The following is a 24,185-nucleotide window of genomic DNA, read 5'->3' as shown; positions in this document are numbered from 1 at the left end:
CTGCATCTATCAGCACGATGGGTATTGCAGTCTGGAAATGCCTTCGGCTATTACCAATTATAAAGGAGACGGCTGCGTCCACTGCATTAAGGTAACACCCCGTGTTTACCCACAGCAAACCGCTATTCCGCCAACGCCTCAAATGCCTCTTTAATGTTTTTTACTCCTATCAGCTGCATTCCGCCGTGGTTGCCGCGGATCTGCTTTAAATTGTGATGTGGCAGAATGCATTTTTGGAAACCAAGTCGGGACGCCTCACTGATCCGGGCATCCGCGCTGGAAACCGAGCGCAATTCTCCTGCCAATCCTACTTCTCCAAAGACGATGGCGTCTTCGCTGAGGGGAACGTCCTTTAAGCTGGAGACCAGTGCCATTGCCACCGCAAGATCTGCGGCAGGCTCGTCCAGCCGCAGCCCACCAACAACATTCAGGTATGCGTCCAGATTAGAAAAATAGTAGCCGGCGCGCTTTTCCAAAACGGCCAACAGCAAAGACATCCGGTTATAGTCAAATCCGGTCGCCATTCTGCGTGGATTTCCAAACCCAGTGGTGGAGGCCAATCCCTGAATTTCCGCGAGAATGGGACGGGAGCCCTCTATGACGCAAGTGACGCAGGTCCCGGATACATGGATCGGCCGACCGGACAACATTGCCAGGGACGGGTTGTCCACCTGCTGCAACCCGCTGTCTCCCATATCAAACACGCCGATTTCATTTGTTGATCCATACCGATTTTTCACTGCCCTTAAAATGCGATACGGCATTTGGCGGTCCCCTTCAAAGTACAGAACCGCATCGACGATATGCTCCAGGACCTTTGGGCCTGCAATCGCTCCATCTTTGTTTACATGGCCTACTAATATAGTGGGAATCTCAAGTGCCTTAGCCGTGTGCATCAACGCATTGGTGCACTCCCTTACTTGTGTGACGCTTCCTGGAGAAGAATTCAGATCGGTAAAATTCATAGTTTGTATGGAATCGATCATCACCAGGTCCGGCTTATCGCAGCGAATTTGCTCCATGACATTTTGCACGTCGGTTTCAGTTAAAATATAAAGGTTTTCGCTGTTCACTCCAAGGCGGGTTGCGCGCAGCTTAATTTGCCGGCTGGATTCCTCTCCCGATACATATAAAATACGCAGGGATTGTCCCAGATATTCGCAGATTTGCAAAAGAATGGTCGACTTACCGATACCCGGTTCACCGCTGATTAAAATAAGGGAACCCTTGACAATACCGCCACCCAGCACGCGATCCAGCTCTGTCAGCCCGGTATGATACCGGGCTTCTTCGGTTGTATCTATATTGTTAATTGCTACTGGCCGGGTGGAGCTTCGATTCGATGCGGAGAGGCTGCTTCTTTGTGGAGCCACCTCTTTGATCTCCTCTGTCATACAATTCCACTGGCCGCATCCCGGGCATTTTCCATACCACTTAGCCGATTCAAAGCCACATTCCGTACATCTATATACATTTTTAATTTTTTGCGCCATTTTGTCCGCCTCATTCCCTATGTATTTCTTTACATTATACGGGAGGCTGACTGTGAAAACAAGACAAAGGTCCTAGTGAACCGATTGATAGTAATCTAAGAATCCGTTGTATATGGCAAACGCCATCTGTTCTTGGTATTGCGGATCATTTAAGCGCTGTGCTTCACTTTCGTTGGAGAGAAAACCACACTCCACCAAAACAGCAGGAACCTTTGTATTCCAAAGTAAATAGATGGAACTGGTCGCCGGTTTGCATTCCCGGGTATTTTCAGGTTGTAAAAGAGGAACTACTCTTGCCCGGATATCCTCCGCCAACGTTTTGCTGTCCGGATGGTTGTTGGAATAAAATACCTGTGTGCCGTAATACCGGCTGCTGGTAAAATGATTTTGATGAATGCTCAGGAATATGCAGTCGCCTTGCTCTTCAATCACCTTCAGGCGGTTGTGAATATCAGAAACTTTGCGTTCTTTTACCGTATCCAGTGCAGCGTCGCCAATCGAAATGTCTTCATCGCGGGTCATTACCACACGAAAGCCTGACAATTCAAACATCTTTTGCAGTTTCAAGGAAATCGCGAGGTTGATGTCCTTTTCCAACATTTTGGAAACGCCCTCAGCCCCGCCGTCCTCCCCACCATGACCTGGGTCCAGGACAATGACCGGCTGTTCTTTTGCCGCAAGATTGGATGCCATCTCGTCAATCTTCTGGTAAGATAAATAAGATAGCAATAGAAAAATCAGGCAGCAGATAATTAAAACCGCGACCGGGGCAAAATATCCTTTACGTCCCTCCAATGTCAATCACCTCACATGGAATATATATGTAAAGCAAAACATTGTATGCCTTTGGATGGAAAAACGATGCTATAATTCATATAAAGTTTTATATTTTAGACTTGATTTTTTTATTTTTGTATAAACTGCTTGCTTGTTTTTTAACAAAAAGCCAGTCAGTATAATAATTAGATAAATAATGACTGCAAATTTATTGCTTTGTTTTTCATAAGGGCCTTCCCAAATGGGACAACTTCTTATATAATAGAATAGAATGTTTCCGCATCTGAGCATGAATTTGAACGGAGCAGATGGAGGCCAGACGGCTTATTTCCTAAGTCGCAGCCCTATTTTTTTGCAGTTTCAAAGTTTTTTAAAAATTTTTTAAAATGGATGCAATAAAAACAATGAGTTTTTCATTATGTTGATAGAGGGATGAAAATGTTGGTTCCAGGAAACCGGGACAACAGGAAAAAGGAACAGCTGACAGACACGCTCATGCGTGAAGTCGCAAACGGTGACAGGACCGCTTTTGAAGAACTGTACCGCATGACGCAGAATTCTGTTTACTGTTATCTTTTGTCCATTGTCAAAAGCCACTCGACCGCGGAGGATCTGATGCAGGATACCTATCTTTCCGTCCGCAAGTCGATACAACATTATATTCCTCAAGGAAAGCCCCTGGCATGGATTTTTACAATTGCTAAAAATCTGGCCTATATGGAGCTTCGCCGGGTCCAAAAGCAGGAGACCTCCGATTTTTCTGACGAGGAAAATCAAATCGGAGTCGATGTGATTTCCAGCACTGTAGACAATCTGGTATTGAGGAAGGCGCTGGAGGTCCTGAACGAACAGGAACGGAAAATTGTTCTGTTACACGTAACCCAAGGGTTTAAGTTCAGAGAAGTTTCCTCCCTGCTTACGATTCCGCTTGGCACAGTTCTTTCCTGTTACAACAGAGCGATCAAAAAGCTTCATAAAGCAGTAAATGAAAGTTCTGGCTGATTTTTGGATCTTGGTCTAAGCACTGTCTACAAGGAATGTAGGTGCGTATGAGACTATGACAAGAAAAGAAATGAAGCAATCCTTGAAGAATGCCGTTCTGACAGCTACTCCCGATGTACTGGGCGAGATCCTGGCAGTACAAAATGATTACGCTGTTGTGGAGTTTAAAAAGGAGAGCAAACCCAAATCGCATATCTCCTTTAGAATGGCTAGTTGTGCGATTGCTGCGGCGTTTATGTTGATTATCGGTATCTTCTATATGGTACAGCCTACAGTAGATTCCATCGTCAGCATCGACGTTAACCCTGGTATTGAGCTATCTGTGGATCCTCAGGATACGGTGGTAAAATACAGGGCGCTGAATGAAGACGCCGTAAAAGTTTTGGATGGTATGAACCTGCAAGGGACTGAGTTGGGAGTTGCCACGGATGAAATCATCGATTCGATGGTTCAAAAAGGGTATTTGTCCCCAGAAAGTCCAGAAAACACAATTCTGATCTCTGTAGCCAATGATGATGCCCAAAAGGCGCAGCGGTTGCAAAACAAGCTTACCACCAGTGTTGACAACACTTTGAAGCGGAACAATGCGAAAGCAACGATCCTGCAGCAAAACGAATCCTTGACAGACGATGTCAAATCCCTTGCCAAGGAAAACAACATTTCGGTTGGAAAAGCGGACTTTGTAAAAAAACTTGCGGCAACGGACGAAAGTTTGAATGCCCAAGATCTCGCGGCTATGTCCATCAAAGAGCTCACCTCTCTGGTAGACATTCATCAGATTGAACTAAGTGGCGTTGTTACAACAGAACCCTCTTCTGAAGATCCGGTGGATAATGATTTTGTATCGGATGGCGACGATAACATTGTCAAGGATCCTCCCCCATCAGAACCGGAACCTGATAACAGCTCGAGCAACCCTTCTCCGGATAAAAAACCGGATAAGAAGCCGAGTGGTGACAACGATGACACGGTCAAGGACAGCGGTATCCCTCCGGTAACACCTCCAGAAAGCAGCGAGCCTGCCGAGGAAGAGCCGTCGGAGAATAGCAGTTCGGCAGTAACCAGTGATCCAACAGGTGCCCCCCCTATCGGTGATCCGGATCAAAACGTACTCATAGAGGAAGGCGATATTGGCCCCTATTGTGAGTATTGTGGAAACTTGCTTTCCATCTGTGAAGGCAAATGTGACCAGTCCGAAGGAAAACAGTTTTGTCAAAATTGTGGTCAATTACTTTCTGTATGCAATGGCGCCTGTACTGAGGCGGTAGAGCCTGTACAGCCATCGTCAGCTGCGGAAGGCAATTTGGGCAAGAATCCTGGTAGCATCGAAGGTGCAGTTATGCAAAAGGGTACATAAAGTACCTCCATAAAGAAGAAGCTATGGTAAGTTTCCATAGCTTCTTCTTTTTTGTTCAGAAATCGATACATGTATCAGTAGGAAATATAACTTTGCCGGTCTTTTATATCAAAAAAGGGCACTTCCGCATTGAATCGGAAGTGCCCTTTTTCTGTTCTACTCACCCAAACAGATTTGGAAAAAACTTTGCAAGATACCCCTGCACAAAGATGGCAAGAACAATTAACGGCAGAATAAAAGTCACATAAAAACGAATCCATTTGGGGAATTTCATGCCTTTGCCCGTATTGGCCTCTGTGAGGAAGTTCTTCCAGCCCCAGCCGTATTTGGAAACGCAGAAAAGCAGATACACAAGCGAACCCAATGGAAGCAGGTTATTGCTGACAATAAAATCTTCAATGTCCATAATGTTACTTCCCGGTCCCATCGGTTGGATGCCGCTTAACAAATTGAAGCCCAGAACGCAGGGCAGCGAGAAGACAATGACAATGACAATATTGACCAAAACCGCTTTTTTACGGCTCCAGTTCCACAAATCCAGCGCATAAGAAATAATGTTTTCGAAGACGGCGATAATTGTGGACAGCGCGGCGAAAGACATGAATACGAAGAAGAAGGAACCCCAGATCCTGCCCCCTGCCATGGAGTTAAACACGTTGGGAAGCGTTATAAAAATCAGGTTTGGACCGCTGTCCGGGCTCACGCCGAACGCAAAACAGGCAGGAAAAATAATCAATCCGGCAACCAGAGCCACGCCGGTATCCAACAGTGTTACATTGATTGCTTCACCGGCCAGCGACCGTTCTTTTCCGATATAGCTTCCAAAAATCGCGATGGAACCGATTCCAAGGCTCAATGTAAAGAATGCTTGTCCCATCGCCGCAAAGATCGTGTTGGATATCCCATTTTCCGCGAGCTTTCCAAAGTCCGGATACAGGTAAAAGCGCAGGCCTTCTTGTGCACCAGGCAGTGTAATGGACCGAATTGCCAACAGGATCATAATGACAAACAAGCTGACCATCATGACCTTGGTTACCTTTTCGACGCCCTTCTGCAGGCCAAACGAGCAGATTCCAAAACAAAGCACAACCACAAAGATCATTGCAATTGTCATGATACCGGGACTTTGTGTAATCTGCTGGAACGCGCCTTGTACCTGGTCTTTATTTAATCCTTCAAAATCTCCGCGCAGCATTTTGACAAAATAAATAAACATCCATCCGCCAATGGTGGTATAGAACATCATTAAGAGATAGTTGCCAAACATCGCAAAGTATTTATGAAGATGCCACTTTGTACCCTTTGGTTCCAATACATCAAACGAAAGCGCCGCACTTTTCTGGCTTGCACGTCCTACGGAAAATTCCGTTACCATGATGGGCAAACCCAGAATTAATAGAAAGAACAAATAAATCAGAACAAAAGCCGCGCCTCCGTACTGTCCTGTTACATACGGGAACCGCCAGACATTTCCCAATCCGATCGCGCAGCCTGCGGATATCAACAGAAATCCAAGCCGCGAAGAGAACTTTTCACGCTGCATGTCAAAACTCCTTTACGCTCCTCATTTTCCCCATTAACCGCATATTCTATGTATCGCCATATTCCGCATCTGCACATGGGGAATTTTATTATATACAATTTTCTCAATGTTATTTTACGAAACAAGCAACTATCTTGTTTCTATTCAAAATTTTTCATTGAAGTTTACTATATTACTGTGTTACAATAGAGGTAATTTGAGAGGAGGAATTCTCATGAAAATATCAACCAAAGGACGTTATGCGCTGCGCTTAATGTTAGAACTGGCAGAGCAGTACGACGCATCCTATATATCCATAAAAGACATTTCCAACCGGCAGGCAATATCAGGCAAATATTTGGAGCAGATCATTGGCCAGCTGACGAAAGCCGGTTACGTCAAAAGTGCAAGAGGCGCTAATGGCGGGTATCACCTGACCAAACCGCCAGAAGCCTATACTGTCGGTATGATTCTCAGACTGGCAGAAGGCAGCCTATCCCCTGTCGCCTGTTTGGACACACCGGAAAACCCCTGCGCCCGCGCAGATACCTGTGTGACGCTGGAAGTCTGGATGAAATTGAAGGACGCCATTGATAATGTGGTGGATCACATTACCCTGCAAGACCTTCTGGATCGAAAGCATGCGATCGCAGAAAAAGAAAATTGCAAGAACCCTTGACAAATCCTGTAATCTGCGTATAATAGCATTATCCAATAAATTCCTATTATTTTTATAGGATTACTATATTAAGGAGGGATATTACGTGACGACTTATTCTGTAAGGCGGCTGTTATGCAGCCGTATGGTGCTGGCTCGAATGTGCCGCTACATTCCCTCCTGTACGTTTTTCATATGAGTAATCTCGGTTTACCAGCTTCTGAGCGGCTTTCAATTGGTTTGGCAGAATAAGACTCTGTTGCGTTCAGAAGTGGAATATCCGGCGATTTTATTAATTTAATAAAAATGGAATGAAAGAGTGATTGCAATGAGCCGCACCGAACATAAATGGAAATTTGAAACCTTACAATTACATGCTGGACAAGAAACGCCCGATCCGGCGACAGGCGCACGCTGTGTGCCGATTTATCAAACGACTTCGTATGTATTCCGGGATTCCGCACAAGCAGAAGCCCGTTTTGCTTTAAGCGACCCCGGCAACATCTATTCCCGGATTACCAATCCCACTACCAGCGTTTTTGAACAGCGTATCGCCGCACTGGAAGGCGGCGTCGCAGCCCTGGCAACGGCCTCAGGAGCCGCTGCAATTACATATGCGGTGCAAAACATCGCGCGGGCGGGCGACCACATCGTCGCGGCAAATACGCTTTATGGCGGAACCTATAACCTGTTTGCCCACACCCTTCCCCCGTTCGGCATTACAACAACCTTCGTAAACCCGGATCACATTGAAAATTTCGCACAGGCGATTCGTCCCAATACCAAGGCGATCTATTTGGAAACCCTGGGTAACCCCAATTGCAGCCTGATTGACATAGAAGCGGTTGCTGTTCTTGCCCATCGCAACGGAATCCCGCTGATTGTAGATAATACCTTTGCAACTCCATATTTATTCCGCCCCATTGAACACGGCGCGGACGTTGTAATCCATTCCGCCACCAAATTCATCGGCGGCCACGGTACATCTGTCGGCGGCGCGATCATCGATTCCGGCCGATTTGACTGGACCGCATCGGGAAAATTTCCGTGTCTGACAGAGCCTGACCCCAGCTATCACGGCATTCGCTTTACAGAAGCCTGTGGTTCCGCTGCATACATCACCCGCATTCGTACGGTGCTACTACGCGATACAGGCGCAACGCTCAGCCCGTTTCATTCCTTCCTGTTTTTGCAAGGACTGGAAACCCTTTCTTTGCGCGTGGAACGGCATGTGGAGAATACGGTTCGTGTGGTCGAGGCACTGCAAAAACACCCAAAGATTGAATGCGTCAATCATCCCTCTCTGCCGGAAAGTCCTTATCATGCACTGTACCAAAAGTATTTTCCAAACGGAGGCGGTTCTATCTTCACGGTAGAGATAAAGGGCGGTGCAGAGGAAGCCAAGAGGTTTATAGACCGGTTGCAGGTTTTCTCTCTGCTGGCCAATGTTGCGGACGTTAAATCCCTGGTAATTCATCCTGCCAGCACCACGCACGCGCAGTTGACGGAGGAAGCGCTGCAGCAATCTGGAATCAAGCCGAATACCGTCCGCCTCTCCATTGGAACGGAGCATATCGACGATTTATTGTATGATTTAGAGCAGGCGTTATCCTGATTTTCAGAAAATCCTCTGAGATAAGATGAAGTGAAATCCGTCGATTCCATGCGGATTTTATTTCATCTTTTCTTTATGTATGCTATAATAATTTCACCTGACTAAAAAGCCTGTACAGTTTTAAGCGAGACTGTTTCAGGTCAGGTATTCTATCCCCATCTTGATAAACCGTTAAAGAAAGGATGTACCCCATCTTGAAAATAAAAGAATTGTTGCAAAGTGACCGGGTTACCGTTTCCTGTGAAATCTTTCCGCCTAAAGCTGGCGCAGACATCAGCCGGATCGATGCGATCGTCCAAAAAATTGCGGCGCTTCATCCGAATTTTATCAGCGTCACCTATGGCGCCGGGGGAAGCACCTCCAAACGCACCCTGGAAATTGCTACGAAAATACAGAATACCTATCACATTCCGGCGCTGGCACATTTGACCTGCGTGTCCTCCACAAAAGAAGATATTTCCTCCATGCTTGATAAAATGAAGGAAAACGGAATTGAAAACATTCTTGCGCTGCGCGGCGATATTCCGCAGGACTCCGATTTTCCCTCTCCGGTGCAGTACCATTACGCCAGCGAACTGATCCAGGACATTAAGGCGCAGGGAGATTTCTGCATTGGCGGAGCCTGCTACCCGGAGGGCCATGTGGAATGCGAACATAAGGAAGATGACATTGATTTTTTAAAGCGCAAGGTTGACTGCGGCTGCGATTTTCTAACGACGCAGATGTTCTTTGACAACAATGTGCTCTATCATTTTTTATACCGCGTCCTTTCCAAGAAGATCAACGTGCCGATTGTCGCGGGCGTCATGCCGGTGATCAACAGCCGGCAGATCAAACGTTCGTGCGAGCTGTCCGGTACGGCACTTCCCCCGCGTTTTAAAGCGATCGCCGATAAATTTTCGGACAAACCCAAAGCGATGAAGCAGGCTGGAATTGCTTACGCGACGGAACAGATCATCGACCTGATTTCCAACGGCGTCAATCATATCCACCTGTACACCATGAATAATCCAGAAATTGCCGCAGAGATTATGGGTAACCTCTCCGCCATTATCAGGGATGAAGAAGTATGAACATCGACCGGCAGGAAGTCCTGCGATATTTAGGATATCGTAACGCCGAACCAAGCCCGGAGGTACTGCACCACATTGCAGACTGTACGGAGGAACTGTTGCAGGCGTGTACGCCGCATCACATTTTCCATCGGGAGCCACTGCGGCTCGTCTCGCCGAATATTGTGTCATTCGCCGGGATTACCGTACATAGCAGGAGTTTATTCCAGCATCTGACAGGATGTACAGAGGTTATCCTCTTTGCCGCTACTCTGGGTTCCCCTGTCGACCTGCGGCTGGAGCGCTGTTCCAAGCTGTCGATGAGCCGGGCCGTGATCATGCAGGCGTGTGCGGCGTCCCTGATTGAGTCCTTCTGTGACGAATGCCAGGAACCGATTGCTGTGGAAGCCGCCGCCAAAGGGCTTTATCTGCGGCCGCGGTACAGCCCCGGCTATGGGGACTTTGACATTGCGCATCAGCGTGATTTTTTGACGGTTCTGGACTGTCCGAAACGCATCGGCCTGACGATGACGGACAGTTTTATGTTGGCCCCATCCAAATCCGTGACGGCGGTCATTGGTTTAACAGCGGAACCGCAAAGCTGCCACATTGCCAAATGTATGACCTGCCAGGCAAAAAACTGTCCATTTAGAAAGGGTTGAACCTATGGAAATTTTTGATCAGTTGGGTAAACGCATGCTCTTCTTTGATGGCGCAATGGGAACCATCCTGCAGGAAAACGGGTTGGGCGCCGGAGAGTTGCCAGAGCTTTGGAATCTGCAAAAACCGGAATTGATCCAGCAAATCCACCACTCTTATTTGAAGGCCGGCGCGGATATTATAAAAACCAATACCTTTGGCGCGAATGCAGTAAAACTGCGCGGCTGCGGCCATTCCGTTCAGGAGATCATAGGAAGTGCGGTATGCGCCGCAAAAAAAGCGGTGCAGGCCAATGGCGGCACAGGGCTCATCGCTTTGGACATCGGCCCCACCGGGAAGCTGCTCCGGCCGCTGGGGGACCTCCCTTTTGAAGATGCATACGCGGCGTTTCGGGAAGCTGCTGTCTGTGGGGAGCACGCGGGCGCGGACCTCATTTTGATTGAGACCATGAGCGACACATATGAAGCAAAAGCCGCACTTCTGGCGGCGAAAGAGAACACGTCCCTTCCGGTCTTTGTCACCCTGATATTTGACGAGCAGGGAAAGTTATTGACCGGTGGCAATATTGCGGCGGCAACCGCAACCCTGGAAGGACTGGGCGCTGATGCAATTGGATTCAACTGCGGCCTCGGCCCGGAACAAATCAAAGAATTGTTGCCACAGTTGAAATCCTGCTGTTCCATCCCCATGATTGTCAATCCGAACGCAGGACTCCCTCGCTGTGTCGACGGAAAAACCGTTTTCGATGTATCTCCGAAAGCATTTGCCACCTCCATGGCGGAACTTGCTTCCATGGGCGCCTGGATGGTCGGTGGATGCTGTGGAACCACGCCAGCCCACATTGCAGCGACCGTACGGGCCTGCAAAGAGATTCCGCCCACGCCACTGGAATCACATGCGCTTACAGTGGTTTCCTCCTATTCACAGGCTGTTCCGTTTGGGGCGCGCCCCATCCTGATTGGCGAGCGAATCAACCCCACAGGGAAATCCCGTTTTAAACAAGCTCTGCGGGAAAACGATATGGACTACATCCTGCGGGAAGGCATCGCACAGCAGCAGAGCGGCGCTCACATTCTGGACGTCAATGTGGGCCTGCCGGAAATCAACGAGACCGAAATGATGTGCCGCGCTGTCACTGAGCTGCAAAGCATCATCGATCTACCCTTGCAGATCGATACCGCCAGCGCGGAGACTATGGAACAGGCAATGCGGATATACAACGGAAAACCGCTGATCAACTCCGTTAACGGCAAGCAGGAAAGCATGCACGCTATCTTCCCACTGGTTAAAAAATACGGCGGCGTTGTGATCGCCCTTACGCTGGATGAAGACGGCATTCCAGAAACCGCGGAAGGGCGTTTGGCAGTCGCCCAAAAAATTGTCGATACAGCTGCGTCGTACGGAATCAAAAAAAAGGACATTATTGTGGACGTGCTCGCCATGACGATCAGTGCGGGACAAGGGGCCGCCGCTGTCACGCTGGATTCTTTGCGCCTGGTGCGTGAGCAGTTGGGGCTGTATACATCCTTGGGCGTATCCAATATTTCTTTTGGTTTACCCCAGCGGGAAAATATTAATGCAGCGTTTTTTACAATGGCGCTGCAAAACGGTCTGAGTGCCGCTATTATTAATCCAAACTCTCAGGCGATGCGGAAGTCGTACGACGCATATTGTGCGCTCAGCGGCTGCGACACGCAATGTATGGACTATATTGCCCGCTATTCCCAGCAGACTGCGGAAACAGCTCCTGTCGCCGCGGCGCAAATGTCGGTATCGCAGGCGATTATCAGCGGCCTGAAGGAAAGCGCATACAGTGCGGCGCAGGAGTTATTGCGGACAAAAGAGCCGCTTCTCATCATCAGCGAAGAGCTGATTCCGGCGCTCGACCAGGTGGGGAAAGATTTTGAAAAGGGAATCTTGTTCCTCCCCCAGCTTTTAATGAGCGCAGAGGCGGCAAAAGCGGCGTTTGAGGTCATTCGGGCACAAATGGATGCATCTGGCTCCGAGTCGCAGGTAAAAAAGGACAAAATCGTGCTGGCGACCGTCAAGGGAGACATCCATGATATCGGCAAGAACATCGTAAAGGTTTTGTTGGAAAACTACAGCTACGATATCATCGACCTAGGCAAGGATGTGCCACCCGAAAAGGTGGTAGACGCGGTGAAGGAACACCACGTCAAGCTAGTGGGCCTCAGCGCCCTGATGACAACCACCGTGGTAAGCATGGAAGAAACCATCCGGATGCTACGGCAGGAAACACCCTTCTGCAAAGTCATGGTTGGCGGCGCGGTACTGACACAGGAATATGCGGATATGATTCATGCGGACCGTTACGTGAAAGATGCGATGGATTCGGTGCGCTATGCACATGAGCTCTTTGGGGAATAAATCAAGCCGCCGGTTCAGCCAAAGGCTTTCCATGTTAAACAAAAAAACCGTCTGATCGATCGATCAGACGGTTTTTTTAATCTTAATAGGCCGCACTTAACGGGTTCAATACACCATACGCCTTGTTTTCTATATCTTCAATATAAGGGATTGCTTTTCCCGCGCCCAGTGCCACGCAAATATCCGGTTCTTCCGCAATATGGACCGGCATCTTCGCCTTTTTGGAAATCAGGCGGTCAAACCCGTAGAGCTGCGAAGAGCCGCCCGACAGGATAATTCCGTCCGTGTAGACGTCGCCCATCAATTCCGGCGGCGTTTTCTCCAGCATTTCCTGCACCGTCCGGATAATGGCCATAGCGGGCTCAATCAGCGCCTCCAGCATCTCGTCACAGGAAATATCCGCCCACTGCGGCAGGCCCGTCATGGCGTTCCTACCCTTCACGCGGTGCTTAACCATTTCTTTGCGCGGATACACGCAGCCAATCGCAATTTTTACTTCCTCCGCCATGCGTTTGCCGATGATCAGATTATACTTCCTGCGGATATATTTTATGATTGCCTCATCAAACGTATTGCCAGCCGTTTTGATGGAGCGGGAAATGGCAATACCGCTGAGGGAAAGCACCGCCATATCCGTCGTACCGCCGCCAATATCCACAATCAGCGTTCCATGCGGCGTTGAAATATCCACACCAGCTCCCATCGCCGCTGCCACCGGCTCCTCGATCAGGCAGATTTTTCGCACACCCGCGGCGCTGATTACATCTACGACCGCGCGCTTTTCCACCTCTGTAATCAGCGAAGGGACGCTGACCACCACGCGGGGCATAAACACCTTGCTGCCGCTGATTTTTTTAATGTAATGGCCAATCAGGTATTGCGCCATGTCAAAATTTGAAATGACGCCGTTACAGAGCGGCTGCACAACATCGACGCGGTCCGAGGTACGTCCCACCATCGCATAGGCTTCCTTGCCAATGGCAACCACTTCTTCAGTTTCCACATTAAACGCGACTGCCGAGGGCTCTTTTAAAATAATCCCTTTTCCATCCAGATAAATTTTTGTCGTGGATGTACCCAGGTCTATTGCAATGTCTGTTCCAAGCATTAACAATCACTTCCAATCAAAATCCCATATATTCTATACCCCTACTGACTATTGTACACGAGTAGGCTTTTATTATAATGCATCCGTAAAAAGTTTTCAACAAACATCTTATGGCACCACGGCGATTACCGCACATAAGACAGACGCCGCCCCCTCGCGCAGCAGAACTTCTGCGCATTCCTGCAACGTTGCGCCGGTCGTCATAATGTCATCAATTAAAAGGATTTGCTTTCCTGTGATCTCCTCACCCGGCAAAATCCGATACACACCGCGGACATTTTTCGCCCTGTTCCGGCGGTCCAGCTCATGTTGAATCCTGTTTTCTTTATATTTCTCCAGTATGTCCCGATAGGGCAGTTCCAAAAGCTGCGCGGCCTCTTTTGCCACCAGCGCGGACTGGTTGTAACCCCGTGTACGCATACGGCGCTTGGAAAGCGGCACTGCCGTCACAATATCCATCCGGCTCAAAAACTTCTGTTCCGCCAGCTCCTCGCAGATTCCTTTTGCATAGACCGGCGCGTGCTCCCGGCAACCATAAAACTTAAAGCGCAGGATAGAACCTCGGACCTTTCCTTCATAGAGATACGGTGCCACACACCAAACGACCTTTCCATCGGCGCTTTCGTTTAAACGACTGAGCTTGTGGACTCGCTGGACCTCCCTGGCACACGTTGCACAGACTGGACAGTCGGGATATGTCACCTCGTCACAAAACACACAGTGCGGTGGAAACAGCATGTTAATCAGCAAAGAAAAGAATGACCCACGTCTTTTTTTCCTTGTTTTTTGCAGGTGTTTCATAGAATCAGCCCTTGTTGCAGCTCCTCTTCATTGGTGAGGAAAGAAAGCAAGCCGGAATATCGCCTGGTTTTGCGAGCATTTGCCACCATCGCCTGTACCGTTCTCTGCGTGCCAACCAATACCAACAGGGTTTTGGCGCGCGTAATGGCAGTGTAAAGCAGGTTGCGGTAACAGAGCTGCGGCGGTCCGGAGAACATGGGGATTACCACAGCCGGGAACTCGTTGCCCTGGCTTTTGTGTACTGTCATCGCATAGGCCAGCTCCAGTTCGGTCGCCGCCTCAAACTCATATAAAACCAGACGGTCGTCGTCCATCAGGACCGTGAGCACGGACGCGTTGCGGTCAATGTCGTATAGAATGCCCATATCGCCGTTGAATACGCCCTCTCCTGTAGTCCCATCCGATTTGTTCCAGGTGAGGTCGTAATTGTTCTTAACCTGCATGACCTTATCGCCTTCCCGGAACAGGACGCCATTAATCATCGCCTCTTTTTTCTTTTTGTCCGGCGGATTCAGTATGGCCTGCAACCGCCGGTTCATCTCGTTGGTACCCAGTTCTCCCTTCCTGCCCGGGCACAGGACCTGGATGTCCGTCATGGGGGAATATCCATAGCTGGCGGGAAGCCGGCGATTGCACAGGTCCACGATCGTGGACGCAATTTCCTGTGCGTCGTTAAACGGAAGGAAGAAAAAATCGCTGGAATGCACACGGAGTTCCGGCATCTCTCCGGACACAATCCGATGCGCATTGGTCACAATCAGGCTCTCCATCGACTGCCGGAAAATCTCATTCAGGCGCACCACCGGAAACCGCTCGGAAGCGATCAAATCACCCAGGATATTGCCGGGGCCCACGCTGGACAGCTGGTCGCTGTCCCCTACCAGAATCAAACGGCAGCCCAGCGGCAAGGCCCGCAAAACCGCTTCAAAAACCGTAACATCCACCATGGACAGCTCGTCTATTACCAGGACGTCGCAGTCCAGCGCATTTTTCTCATTGCGGGAAAAGACGGGGACGTCATTGTCGTCCCACTCCACTTGCAGCAGCCGGTGCAGCGTTTTGGCTTCTTTACCGGTCAAATCCGCCATTCGTTTTGCCGCACGTCCCGTGGGGGCTGCCAGCAGAACCTTTTCGCCCTTCATCTCCAGAATCCGGATAATCGCATGCAGTGTGGTCGTTTTGCCGGTACCGGGACCGCCTGTCAGAATCAGCATGCCCTTGGACAACGCCTCTTTGATTGCCAGCTTTTGCAGCTCGGCGTACTGAATGCCGCACTCCCGCTCCATCGCAGAAACATATTGATCGATTCCCACAATCGGCGGCGCGGGATAGCACAGCAGCATCTGCATTCGTCCCGCGATATATACTTCTGAACGGTGCAACTTCGGGATGAAAATAAATTCCTTCCCCTTGAGCGGCTGGGATAACACGGAGCCGTCCTGCTTAAGCTGCTCCAGCGCTTCTTCCGTCAAGGCGGTTTCTACACCCAGCATGCCGGAAGCCGCCGTAATCAGCTTTTCCGCAGGCAGGCAGGTATGTCCATTGTTGACATTGTGTTTTAAAACAAATACGATCCCTGCGCGCAAACGGCAGACGTCGTCCTGCGGACGCTCCATGGAGGCCGCGATATCGTCTGCCCGGCTAAATCCAATGTTCAGCCCTTCTTCACAGAGACAATATGGGTTTTCCTGTACGCGGTCCGCAGCCTGTGCGCCAAATTGCTTCCAGATACGCACCGCCTCCTCCGGCGTAATGCCATAACCGCTGAAGTAAAGCATCATCTCCCGGATCCCATGCGCGCGCTGAAACTCCTCCCCAATTTTCAGGGCCTTGGACTTTGTGATTCCTTTGATAGTACACAAGCGCTGCGGTTCGTTTTCCAGAATATGCAGTGTGTTGTCCCCAAAGGTATCGACAATGCGGGCGGCGGTCGCCGCCCCCACGCCCTTGATTGTGCCGGAAGACAGATATTTCAGCATGGCGGCCGCTGTGGCCGGTTTGGAACGCTCGAACGTCTCCACCTTGAACTGCGTGCCAAAAGTGGGATGACTGCTCCAATTACCGATCACGCGCAGCTCTTCGCCCGCGCTGACCCACGGCATGGTCCCTACCACAGTGACCAGCTCTTCCCCGTTGTTCATTTCCAACACGGTATATCCATTCTTTTCATTTCGGAAGACAATCCGGTCGATTGACCCGGTCATTTCCAAAAGCGTCTCTTTATGCATCCTCAAAATCCTTCCGGCGCAGCGGGCTTTTGCCTGATACGTCCCCATGTTTTTATAAGGTTCTCCAAAACTTTAGTATAATCGATTTTCTATGTATTTGCAAACTCTTGTGCGAGCCTTTCCGCCGCTTCTTCCGGCTCATAAAGTTCCATGCCGGGTGTTTCTTCACAGATCATCGTGCAAATTTCTTTTGTTTCCTCATCCATTCCCCGGTCAATACAGACAATTTCTTTTTCCTGTGTCCCGCCAAACCACCGCAATTTTTCAATTGCATTCTTCAGCGCGATTTCCGCTTCTTCATCATGCCCTTTAAAGGAGAGTACCCAGTAAATCTTCCCGCTGTTCTTGGTGCGGAGCAGCCAGAAAAAGAAAGACCGAAACAGCTCCATGACGCCGACAATCGCCAGCAAGACCAATACGACTTTGAAAAACAGTCCCCACATAAAAAATCACCTCACCACATTCTATGTGGCAAGGTGATTTCCGCGCATGAAATTTATAAACAAACCTTATTGCAGCGCCGCTTTCAGTGCATCCACTTTGTCCCTCTGTTCCCAGGGCAGGTTCAGCTCTTCGCGGCCGATCTGTCCATAGTTGGCAATTTGCCGGTAAATCGGCCTGCAGAGATCAAAATTGCGGATGATGGCCGCAGGGCGCAGATCGAATACCTTGCGCACCGCATTCTCCAGCTGTTCGCTGGAATAGGCGGATGTTCCATAGGTATCCACTGCGATGGAGATCGGATGCGCTACACCGATCGCATAGGCCAGCTGTACCTCGCATTTTTTCGCCAAGCCCGCCGCAACGATGTTCTTTGCCACATGACGCGCCGCGTAAGCGCCGGAACGGTCCACCTTGGTCGGATCCTTGCCGGAGAACGCGCCGCCGCCGTGGCGTCCGTAACCGCCGTACGTATCCACGATGATCTTTCTGCCGGTCAGGCCCGTATCGCCAGCCGGGCCGCCTACCACAAAACGTCCTGTGGGATTAATATAATACTTGGTGCGCTCATCCAGCCATTTTTCCGGAATGGCTTTTTTGATCACGTGTTCGAGTACATCCGCCCGGATTTCTTCCAATGAGACATCCGGGCTGTGCTGGGTAGAGAGCACGACGGTGTCGACGCGCACCGGAGCGCCGTCCTCATATTCGATCGTCACCTGAGCCTTGCCGTCGGGACGCAGATACGGAAACTGGCCGTTCTTACGCACTTCACTCAGACGCTTGCAGACCTTGTGCGCCAGCGAGATCGCCAAGGGCATCAGCTCCGGCGTTTCATCACACGCAAAACCAAACATCATGCCCTGGTCTCCCGCGCCAATCTGGTCAAATTCGTCTTGCCCTTCGCCGTTTTGCATCTCATAGGACGCATTGACGCCCATCGCAATATCCGGAGACTGCACGTCGATGGACGTGATTACGCCGCAGGTATTGCCGTCAAAGCCATAGCGGTTGCTTTTGTATCCCACATCAATTGCCACCTCGCGCGCAATCGACGCGATATCCACGTAACAGTCGGTGGAAATTTCCCCCATAATGTGCAGCATTCCCGTGGTGGCGGTCACCTCACAGGCCACATGCGCCTTTGGATCTTTCTCCAAAATCGCATCCAGAACCGCGTCGGAAATCTGGTCGCACAGCTTGTCCGGATGCCCTTCCGTCACCGACTCCGATGAAAAGAAATACTTTGCCATACTATAAAACCTCCTGATATTCTGCCATATGTCCCGGTTGAGTTCCTAAATTGAATTTTGCGTCTAAAAAAGCCGCCCGGAAACCGAGCGGCTTGTCAGCAACCTCATCTTTCGGTTTACCCGCAGGATTTAGCACCTTGCCGTTGCGGCAGGTTGCCGGACATCACAGGGCCTGTTCCCTCCGTCGCTCTTGATAAGGACATATTCAGTTGATGGTATTTACTATAACACAAACGATCATCCCTGTAAATGTGCAAATGTAGGAAATATTCCTATTCTATTCGACAAAAAATCAGATGCTTTGCACTTACTGCTGTCCCACCATACTTTTATTCCGGCGCACAAACGGCTGCAATGCTTTAAACAAGACGCCCGTGATGACACAGTTTAAGGATGCTTTGATCAGGTTAAACGGGATAATAACCGGAAGAATCATATCTATAATTGCCTGCATCGGGACACCCTGAAAATACCCGGTCAGCAGCAAGTTCATCGGGATCATCATGGCGGTCATCCCCAAGGTTCCCAAAACCATCCCCAGAATCGTTTCGCCGGTCTTGTGATGCCAGCGTGAGAACTGCCCGACCAATACCACAAGTACGCCGGAAGCAGCAACATGCATGATAAGGCCCACCCAACCGTCGCCACCCAGCAGAAACGCCTGTACGAGGGAAACGACAAACAGGATCACCAACCCTGGAACGGTACCAAACAGCAGGGTACCCATCAGGATCGGGACGTCTGCCATATCGTACTTCATAAACGGCGCCGCCGGAATGAGCGGGAACTGCGTCACCGTGACAAGAACCAGCGCGATGGCGGCCAGCATGCCCATCTGCGCCATACGGACAATGTTGGATTTGGTGTTTGTTTTCATAGAAACCTCTCCTTTTGTTGGGCTGTCTACGAAAAAAAGCCCCGTGACAAATCGTCACGGGGCAGGATACGCAAAAATGCGCGGTTCTTCTTCCATCCGGACTATACCGTCGGCTTTGGGATCTCACCAAAATCAGCTTACGCTCGCGGGCTCATCGGCTGACGCCGCATTACCGCCGGTGGGGAATCACACCCCGCCCCGAAGACAGCTCTTAAATTTGTTAATATTATAACATGCACGATTTTCCCTGTCAATCGTTTGTCAGATATTTTTTGGGAATGTTATGGTCGACGATATTCTGGATGTATGATAGACTGAAGTTCGGTGTATTTGCCTTTACTCCATGGGAAGAAGCCAATTCCTCCGTATACGCGGAGAGCGGATAAATGGTAATGTCCTGAAAATTTTTGCCGTAATGCGTCACAATAGGTTCAAAGTGCATATCGGTAAACACAGTCTTTCCGGTTTCAAAATCCTTGGTCATCGTGATGCGCAGCATACCTGCAACCATATTCAGTCCGTCCGCCTGTGCGGAGACAAAATTTCCCAGGGCATAAACAACCGGGCACTCCGTTCCGTCCGCACGCTTTAAAACCGTGAGCGGTTGGAGTGTATGTGCGTGGTTGCCAAAAATGATATCGGCGCCCCAATCCACCATTTGCTGTGCCAGTTCCGTTTGCTTCTGGGTCGGCTTATGCGTATATTCGTTTCCCCAATGGACAGAAACGACGACGACGTCCGCCATGGATTTTGCTTTTGTTATCATGCTTTCCAGAAGTTCTGTTTCGCTCGTCAAGAGGATATGGTACGGGGTGTCCTTGGGAAGCTGGAGGCCGTTGGTCATCTCGGTCACGCCGATATGCGCCGTCTTAATGCCATTTACCTCTACCAATCGGATATTTTCCATATCCGCGTCGCTTTGGTAGGCGCCAACCACCGGAATACTTTTGGACTTCCAATACTCAAGCGTCGCTTTGACGCCTTGTTCTCCTTTATCCAGTATATGATTGTTGGCATGGTTGATCACATCAAATCCGATTTTAATCAGTTCATCCCCCACTTCGGTCGGCGAATTAAAGCGGGGATAGCCGGAGGGGGGCAAAACGTCACCGGCCAGCGGCGTTTCCTGATTGATTACAGCAACATCCGCTTCCTGTATGTACGGGGCTACATGCTGGTACACCGGGGAAAAATCATAACCCTTTCCCCCTGTCCGTTTCGCCGCCTGTTTATAAATACCATCGTGAATTAAATTATCTCCCACACCCAAAATCGTAATGGTGGCCGGCGGAATTTTTTCCGGCGGAGAGGATGCGCTTGCCTCTGGTATAGAGGAAACAGTCTCTGAGGATTCCGGCAAAGAACTGCTGGACGCCTCATCGGTATTCCGGATCTGCCGGGTCCCCGCAAAAGAATAAACAGACAGCGCACAGATAAACAGCACCAATCCTGCAACAAAAACATGCAGTAAAATAGAAGGAACCCGTTTTTTCATTGGGACTTTTCTGTATCTTCTCGCTTTTTTCATCATGGCCCCCTCATTTCATCTCTTTATCTCATGTGAATTATTTCTAGTATACTATAAAACGTTCTTTTTTTCTATATTAGTAACAGAACTGTAAAATTGCCACTTCCTTGCGTATTGAAAAGAGGGCGGCATTCCATTACAAATATCAGCTCAATATAAGAGAGATTCCCCCGCCAATGGCGGGGGGAACTCTCTTATATTGTAAAAAATGTTTGCTATAAAAAAGCCGCCATGCCCAACATGGATATTTTTAATTCTCTTCTTTTCAGCAGGCGATCACAGACAGGAATTTCCGCGCTTCCTTTTTTGCAATTTTTTTCTAGTAAACTAAAAATCTTTTTTTTTTCCTATATTACAAAAAAAACTTAAAATTCCCACTTTCCTGGCTTATGAAAAGGGGGGGGCCTTCCAATAAAAAATACCAGCTAAATATAGGAGAGATTCCCCCGCCATTGGCGGGGGAATCTCTCTTATATTGTAAAAAATGTTCGCTATAAAACAGCCGCCATGCTCAACATGGATATTTTAAATTCTCTTCTTTCCAGCAGGCGATCACAGACAGGAATTCCTGCGCTTCCTTTTTTGCACCTGCAAGATCATGTTCCAGATAATTGCCGCATTCCACGGCAGTGGTTCCGGGGACGACCCCCTCAAAATTCGCAATCTGCTGAAACACCTGCTGGATTAACTGGATCACGTCCGATTCTTTCATATCACGGACCAGAAAGTAACAACCGGTGCGGCAGCCCATCGGCCCAAAATAAATAACATGGTCCTTCCACTGAGAATTGCGCGCAAAGGTTGCAAAGAGGTGTTCCAACGTATGTAGTGCCGCATTCTCCAAAAATGGAGGTATATTGGGACGGCGCATTCGGATATCATATGTCACGATGTCCCCATCGATTCGGGAAATATAAATCCCCGGAACCAATTTGTCGTGATCAATGCAAAAGCTTGCAATTCGATCCATAACGATTCACTCCTTGTTTCTTATTCAAAAGGTATGTTTTCCGTCATTACCATTGGGTCGACGCCCGCCCAAAAGCCGGTGATCAGCTTCTTCGCATCCAGCACCGACTGCTCATACAAGTCAAAAAAGCTTTCTTTACGGACGATCTCACTTTGCTGCGGCCACCGCCAATCCTGTAACAGTACATTTGCATAGTCAAAAGTATCTCCTTCGCTCACAGGCCGCATGTGGCAGGAGTAAATATATTTGCCGCCGTGTCTTTTTTCCCAGCGCTCTACCAACGACTTTTTCAGGCTTGTCCGGTCGTTCAGCCAGCCAAAGACACCCCTGGCATCGTCTGTTGCCTGAAGCAAAAGGCTTTCTTTTCCGGAAACTCCGTAGAGCCTTTCCAGCAGAAACGCGTAAAGTTTCGCAACTGTTTGCTGTATGGACGGATTCTTGGGCAGCGTTGTTTTCAGATGAAATTCCATCGGCAGGGAAGCCGCCTCATAGCGCAGAATGATACTGTCCAACGCTGATTCCACCTGATGGTGGGCAATTTCCAAATCCTGTCCCGATTCGATTTTATTAAGCTGTTCCGCCTGACAGCGAATAAAGGGATGGCATACACGATCCGCCGCATAATGACAGAGAAATCCCATGCAATAAGCGGATACAGCCGCGTCATGATGTACTTTTTGATAGTTCTGCAAACAAGTAAAAATATGGGCTGGCGGTTCCTGATGCAGTTTTTCACCGTATTCCGCCAAGGAGTCCCCTTTCTGCCAGGGTAGCCCTCTGTGACAGAACAAAAAATCCGGTCCCTGTGCTCCCCAAAAAAAGGCGTCTTCCTGTACCTCTTGCTCTGGTTTGGTTTCTTCCAAAACCCGTTTGGCATGATAGTAATGCGTGATTGCAGCCGGCATACCGTTCCACTCCTTCGACTCCACTGGGCAAAAAATAAGAGATACCTGCGTATCTCTTATTTTAACACAGCCGTATTTCGTTTTAAAGCACCTTGGATAAAAAGTCTCTCAGGCGCGGATTTTTGGGATTGTCAAAAAATTCCGCAGGTTTGGCTTCTTCCAAAACCTGCCCGTCATCCATGAACAAAATGCGGGTGGCAACCTCGCGCGCAAAATTCATTTCGTGTGTGACAACCACCATGGTCATGCCCTCTTTGGCCAGCTCCTTCATAACCTGTAAGACTTCTCCAACCATTTCAGGATCCAATGCGCTGGTTGGCTCATCAAACAGCATGACGTCCGGTTCCATCGCCAGCGCACGCACAATGGCAATGCGCTGCTTCTGACCGCCGGAGAGCTGCGCCGGATATGCCTGTGCCTTATCCGCCAGCCCAATACGATTTAAAAGCTGGATGGCTTTTTCATCCGCCTCTTTTTGTGTCTTAAGCTTCAACGTGATCGGGGCCAGGGTAATATTCTGCTGTACTGTGAGATGCGGAAACAGGTTGAAATGCTGAAATACCATTCCCATCTTCCGGCGGAGCTGGTCCACATTGCAGTTAGGCGCATTGATTTGTCTGCCTTCAAACCAAACTTCGCCGCCAGTCGGCATTTCCAACAAATTCAGGCAGCGCAGAAACGTACTTTTTCCGGAACCTGAGGGGCCAACCACCACGACCTTTTCGCCCTTTTGAATCTCCTGGTTGATTCCCTTGAGAACCAAGATATCTCCGCCCTCCGTATGGAAGGTTTTTTCCAGATTTTTAACGCTTATCACTCTTGCGCAGCCTCCTTTCCAAGCCGGACAGGCAGGAAGTCAACAGAATTACCAGAACCAGATAAATGCCCGCTATCAGGAACAGCGGCAGGAACGCGTCATATGTAATACTGCGAATGATATCGCCGCCCTTGGTCAGATCCTGCACGCCGACATAACCGGCGATGGAAGTCTCTTTTAAAAGAGCAATGAACTCATTAAAAATGGCAGGTGCGACGTTTTTCAGCGCCTGTGGGAACACAATCTTAATCATTGTAGTGCGGTTGCTCAGGCCGAGCGAACGGCCTGCCTCAATCTGCCCGCGATCCACTGATTGAATACCGCTGCGGATCACTTCCGCAACGTATGCACCCGAGTTGATACCGAATGCCAGCATCGCCACCAGCAACGTCTCGCCGCTGGAAAGAATCAGATATACCATGATCATCAACTGTACAACGACAGGTGTGCCGCGGATGACCGTCAGGTACAGGCCGCAAATCCCATTTAAAACGCGCAGCTTTTTGGGATTATTCTGGTGGGTTATGCGGACCAACGCGACCACTGTTCCCAGTACAACGCCGATCACCACCGCGACCAGCGTGAGCAGAACGGTATTGCCCAAGCCACGGATAATGTACTGATACCGGTCTTTCAGGATAAAGTCGTCATAAAACTGCTGCCCCAGGTCCGAAAAAAAGGACAGCGGAACCGATGCAAAAAGCGTGTTCATGCAAACCTCCCCGTGATATAG

21 protein-coding genes and 2 riboswitches are annotated in these 24,185 nt (G+C 49.4%); of the genes, 7 read left to right on the top strand and 14 right to left on the bottom strand.

Annotation, left to right across the window (positions count from 1 at the left end; all coding sequences use genetic code 11):
- Positions 1-122: 122 nt before the first annotated feature.
- The gene (gene radA, locus BN2106_RS08455; protein ID WP_050698112.1) at positions 123-1,493 is read right to left on the bottom strand and encodes a DNA repair protein RadA; all 1,371 of its coding nucleotides are present in this window, start codon (positions 1,491-1,493) and stop codon (positions 123-125) included.
- Between the two features lie 72 nt (positions 1,494-1,565).
- Complete coding sequence (locus BN2106_RS08450; protein ID WP_082236450.1) at positions 1,566-2,186, bottom strand: N-acetylmuramoyl-L-alanine amidase; 621 nt, start codon at positions 2,184-2,186, stop codon at positions 1,566-1,568.
- A 522-nt stretch (positions 2,187-2,708) separates the two neighbouring features.
- On the opposite strand from BN2106_RS08450, the gene BN2106_RS08445 reads away from it, so the two are divergent.
- Both BN2106_RS08445 and BN2106_RS08440 read left to right on the top strand, forming a co-directional pair.
- Entirely contained in the window at positions 2,709-3,272 is a 564-nt protein-coding gene (locus BN2106_RS08445; protein ID WP_050698110.1) for an RNA polymerase sigma factor, read from the top strand.
- Positions 3,273-3,327: 55 nt separating this feature from the next.
- Complete coding sequence (locus tag BN2106_RS08440) at positions 3,328-4,629, top strand: anti-sigma-I factor RsgI family protein (RefSeq protein ID WP_050698109.1); 1,302 nt, start codon at positions 3,328-3,330, stop codon at positions 4,627-4,629.
- 160 nt (positions 4,630-4,789) lie between these two features.
- Here the strand turns inward: BN2106_RS08440 and BN2106_RS08435 are convergent, their stop codons facing one another.
- Positions 4,790-6,172, bottom strand: a complete 1,383-nt coding sequence (locus tag BN2106_RS08435; RefSeq protein ID WP_050698108.1) for a sodium-dependent transporter — start codon at positions 6,170-6,172, stop codon at positions 4,790-4,792.
- Positions 6,173-6,386: 214 nt separating this feature from the next.
- Here BN2106_RS08435 and BN2106_RS08430 point away from each other — a divergent pair, with 214 nt between their 5' ends.
- From BN2106_RS08430 to BN2106_RS08410, 5 genes are all read left to right on the top strand, one after another.
- On the top strand, positions 6,387-6,830 hold the full coding sequence (locus BN2106_RS08430; RefSeq protein WP_050698107.1) for an RrF2 family transcriptional regulator: 444 nt from the start codon (positions 6,387-6,389) through the stop codon (positions 6,828-6,830).
- A gap of 307 nt (positions 6,831-7,137) precedes the next feature.
- The gene (locus BN2106_RS08425; RefSeq protein ID WP_050698106.1) at positions 7,138-8,424 is read left to right on the top strand and encodes an O-acetylhomoserine aminocarboxypropyltransferase/cysteine synthase family protein; all 1,287 of its coding nucleotides are present in this window, start codon (positions 7,138-7,140) and stop codon (positions 8,422-8,424) included.
- Between the two features lie 194 nt (positions 8,425-8,618).
- The gene (gene metF, locus BN2106_RS08420; RefSeq protein WP_050698105.1) at positions 8,619-9,497 is read left to right on the top strand and encodes a methylenetetrahydrofolate reductase [NAD(P)H]; all 879 of its coding nucleotides are present in this window, start codon (positions 8,619-8,621) and stop codon (positions 9,495-9,497) included.
- On the top strand, positions 9,494-10,138 hold the full coding sequence (locus BN2106_RS08415; RefSeq protein WP_050698104.1) for a vitamin B12 dependent-methionine synthase activation domain-containing protein: 645 nt from the start codon (positions 9,494-9,496) through the stop codon (positions 10,136-10,138). The genes metF and BN2106_RS08415 overlap by 4 nt, the downstream gene beginning before the upstream one ends.
- A 4-nt stretch (positions 10,139-10,142) precedes the next feature.
- Positions 10,143-12,524 (top strand): homocysteine S-methyltransferase family protein, encoded by a 2,382-nt coding sequence (locus BN2106_RS08410; RefSeq protein WP_050698103.1) that lies wholly within the window; start codon positions 10,143-10,145, stop codon positions 12,522-12,524.
- Between the two features lie 82 nt (positions 12,525-12,606).
- On the opposite strand, the gene mreB is transcribed toward BN2106_RS08410, so the two are convergent.
- The 11 genes from mreB to BN2106_RS08355 form a co-directional block, all read right to left on the bottom strand.
- Positions 12,607-13,632, bottom strand: a complete 1,026-nt coding sequence (gene mreB / locus BN2106_RS08405; protein ID WP_050698102.1) for a rod shape-determining protein — start codon at positions 13,630-13,632, stop codon at positions 12,607-12,609.
- Between the two features lie 108 nt (positions 13,633-13,740).
- Positions 13,741-14,226 carry a ComF family protein gene (locus BN2106_RS08400; protein ID WP_050698101.1) on the bottom strand — a complete coding sequence of 162 codons (486 nt, stop codon included), beginning with the start codon at positions 14,224-14,226 and terminating at the stop codon, positions 13,741-13,743.
- Positions 14,227-14,429: 203 nt separating this feature from the next.
- Entirely contained in the window at positions 14,430-16,661 is a 2,232-nt protein-coding gene (recD2, locus tag BN2106_RS08395; protein ID WP_050698478.1) for an SF1B family DNA helicase RecD2, read from the bottom strand.
- Between the two features lie 89 nt (positions 16,662-16,750).
- Positions 16,751-17,104, bottom strand: a complete 354-nt coding sequence (locus tag BN2106_RS08390; protein ID WP_050698100.1) for a hypothetical protein — start codon at positions 17,102-17,104, stop codon at positions 16,751-16,753.
- Positions 17,105-17,170: 66 nt separating this feature from the next.
- Positions 17,171-18,355: a methionine adenosyltransferase gene (gene metK / locus BN2106_RS08385; protein ID WP_050698099.1), complete on the bottom strand. Its 1,185-nt coding sequence runs from the start codon at positions 18,353-18,355 to the stop codon at positions 17,171-17,173.
- 101 nt (positions 18,356-18,456) lie between these two features.
- Positions 18,457-18,555, bottom strand: a riboswitch (SAM riboswitch).
- A 107-nt stretch (positions 18,556-18,662) separates the two neighbouring features.
- Positions 18,663-19,232 (bottom strand): ECF transporter S component, encoded by a 570-nt coding sequence (locus BN2106_RS08380; protein ID WP_050698098.1) that lies wholly within the window; start codon positions 19,230-19,232, stop codon positions 18,663-18,665.
- 80 nt (positions 19,233-19,312) lie between these two features.
- A riboswitch (FMN riboswitch) is annotated at positions 19,313-19,442 on the bottom strand.
- A 40-nt stretch (positions 19,443-19,482) separates the two neighbouring features.
- Positions 19,483-20,727, bottom strand: coding sequence for a CapA family protein (locus BN2106_RS08375; protein ID WP_195891807.1), 1,245 nt, complete (start codon positions 20,725-20,727; stop codon positions 19,483-19,485).
- Positions 20,728-21,271: 544 nt separating this feature from the next.
- A complete protein-coding gene (locus BN2106_RS08370; RefSeq protein WP_050698096.1) occupies positions 21,272-21,730 on the bottom strand; it encodes an S-ribosylhomocysteine lyase in 459 nt (152 codons plus the stop codon).
- Positions 21,731-21,750: 20 nt separating this feature from the next.
- Positions 21,751-22,635, bottom strand: a complete 885-nt coding sequence (locus BN2106_RS08365; RefSeq protein WP_050698095.1) for a zinc dependent phospholipase C family protein — start codon at positions 22,633-22,635, stop codon at positions 21,751-21,753.
- Between the two features lie 82 nt (positions 22,636-22,717).
- Complete coding sequence (locus tag BN2106_RS08360) at positions 22,718-23,452, bottom strand: amino acid ABC transporter ATP-binding protein (protein WP_050698094.1); 735 nt, start codon at positions 23,450-23,452, stop codon at positions 22,718-22,720.
- Positions 23,439-24,164, bottom strand: coding sequence for an amino acid ABC transporter permease (locus BN2106_RS08355; protein ID WP_050698093.1), 726 nt, complete (start codon positions 24,162-24,164; stop codon positions 23,439-23,441). Before BN2106_RS08355 ends, BN2106_RS08360 begins: the two co-directional genes overlap by 14 nt.
- Positions 24,165-24,185: the final 21 nt, after the last annotated feature.

This window comes from Anaeromassilibacillus senegalensis (genome assembly GCF_001261775.1).
In the GTDB taxonomy this organism is placed as follows: domain Bacteria; phylum Bacillota; class Clostridia; order Oscillospirales; family Acutalibacteraceae; genus Anaeromassilibacillus; species Anaeromassilibacillus senegalensis.
Note: the sequence above shows the minus strand (reverse complement) of the source record. Positions and strands in the feature narration are given on the sequence as shown.

What these genes read in the sequence shown, in the direction of transcription:
- BN2106_RS08450 (WP_082236450.1), bottom strand. Translation starts at nt 2,186, where the DNA reads ATGGCATCCAATCTTGCGGCAAAAGAACAGCCGGTCATTGTCCTGGAC.
- metK (WP_050698099.1), bottom strand. Translation starts at nt 18,355, where the DNA reads ATGGCAAAGTATTTCTTTTCATCGGAGTCGGTGACGGAAGGGCATCCG.
- BN2106_RS08365 (WP_050698095.1), bottom strand. Translation starts at nt 22,635, where the DNA reads ATGCCGGCTGCAATCACGCATTACTATCATGCCAAACGGGTTTTGGAA.
- BN2106_RS08430 (WP_050698107.1), top strand. Translation starts at nt 6,387, where the DNA reads ATGAAAATATCAACCAAAGGACGTTATGCGCTGCGCTTAATGTTAGAA.
- BN2106_RS08355 (WP_050698093.1), bottom strand. Translation starts at nt 24,164, where the DNA reads ATGAACACGCTTTTTGCATCGGTTCCGCTGTCCTTTTTTTCGGACCTG.
- BN2106_RS08410 (WP_050698103.1), top strand. Translation starts at nt 10,143, where the DNA reads ATGGAAATTTTTGATCAGTTGGGTAAACGCATGCTCTTCTTTGATGGC.
- BN2106_RS08440 (WP_050698109.1), top strand. Translation starts at nt 3,328, where the DNA reads ATGACAAGAAAAGAAATGAAGCAATCCTTGAAGAATGCCGTTCTGACA.
- BN2106_RS08375 (WP_195891807.1), bottom strand. Translation starts at nt 20,727, where the DNA reads ATGAAAAAACGGGTTCCTTCTATTTTACTGCATGTTTTTGTTGCAGGA.
- mreB (WP_050698102.1), bottom strand. Translation starts at nt 13,632, where the DNA reads ATGCTTGGAACAGACATTGCAATAGACCTGGGTACATCCACGACAAAA.
- BN2106_RS08445 (WP_050698110.1), top strand. Translation starts at nt 2,709, where the DNA reads ATGTTGGTTCCAGGAAACCGGGACAACAGGAAAAAGGAACAGCTGACA.
- radA (WP_050698112.1), bottom strand. Translation starts at nt 1,493, where the DNA reads ATGGCGCAAAAAATTAAAAATGTATATAGATGTACGGAATGTGGCTTT.
- BN2106_RS08390 (WP_050698100.1), bottom strand. Translation starts at nt 17,104, where the DNA reads ATGTGGGGACTGTTTTTCAAAGTCGTATTGGTCTTGCTGGCGATTGTC.
- BN2106_RS08370 (WP_050698096.1), bottom strand. Translation starts at nt 21,730, where the DNA reads ATGGATCGAATTGCAAGCTTTTGCATTGATCACGACAAATTGGTTCCG.
- BN2106_RS08415 (WP_050698104.1), top strand. Translation starts at nt 9,494, where the DNA reads ATGAACATCGACCGGCAGGAAGTCCTGCGATATTTAGGATATCGTAAC.
- BN2106_RS08435 (WP_050698108.1), bottom strand. Translation starts at nt 6,172, where the DNA reads ATGCAGCGTGAAAAGTTCTCTTCGCGGCTTGGATTTCTGTTGATATCC.
- BN2106_RS08425 (WP_050698106.1), top strand. Translation starts at nt 7,138, where the DNA reads ATGAGCCGCACCGAACATAAATGGAAATTTGAAACCTTACAATTACAT.
- recD2 (WP_050698478.1), bottom strand. Translation starts at nt 16,661, where the DNA reads ATGCATAAAGAGACGCTTTTGGAAATGACCGGGTCAATCGACCGGATT.
- BN2106_RS08380 (WP_050698098.1), bottom strand. Translation starts at nt 19,232, where the DNA reads ATGAAAACAAACACCAAATCCAACATTGTCCGTATGGCGCAGATGGGC.